Genomic DNA, 690 nt, shown 5'->3' with positions numbered 1-690 from the left:
GTAATTGATATCCATACGAACTCAGAAAAAAGCAGCCACGCACTTACACGGGGTGCGGATTACTACAGGAGGTAAGGAACCATGACTACACAGAGCACTATAGATAAACTCATCGAAATGCGTCTAACCTCCATGTCGGATGCATTCCTGACCCAGCTGCAGGATGCCCGAATGAGGGACATTTCCTTTGAAGACCGTTTCGGAATGCTGGTGGATATCGAATACAGCAACCGTAAGAGCAACAGTCTGAAACGGCTGATCCGTAATGCCGGATTCGACCAGCCAGATGCATATATCGGTGATATCAACTATACCTCCGGGCGGAAACTCAACCGCAGCCTGATCGAGCGTCTGGCAACCTGTGAGTACATCACAGAGCATCGAAACCTGTTCATCACAGGTGCCACAGGGAGTGGAAAGACCTACATGGCATGCGCTTTCGGTATGGAAGCCTGCAAGCGTCGATACACTACGAAATACGTTCGACTCCCAGATCTGCTCCTGGAGTTAGAGATGGCACGTAACGATGGAACTTACAAGAAGGTCCAGAGTAAGTATGCCAATCCGGTTCTGCTGATCATCGATGAATGGTTACTGTTGAAGCCAACCGCATCAGAACAGCACGATATACTGGAACTCCTACATAGGAGACGCAAGAAGTCGTCAACCATCTTTTGTTCTCAGTATGAT

1 protein-coding gene is annotated in these 690 nt (G+C 48.6%); it reads left to right on the top strand.

Annotated features, from left to right (window positions below):
• Positions 1-81: 81 nt before the first annotated feature.
• On the top strand, positions 82-690 hold a 609-nt coding region (locus ACK8P7_RS10970), incomplete at its 3' end, for an ATP-binding protein (RefSeq protein ID WP_410044234.1).

The sequence above is a fragment of the Oribacterium sp. P9 genome (assembly GCF_046365365.1).
Lineage (GTDB): Bacteria > Bacillota > Clostridia > Lachnospirales > Lachnospiraceae > Oribacterium.
The sequence above is the reverse complement of the archived record's forward strand: the minus strand, read 5'-3'. Positions and strand labels throughout refer to the sequence as shown.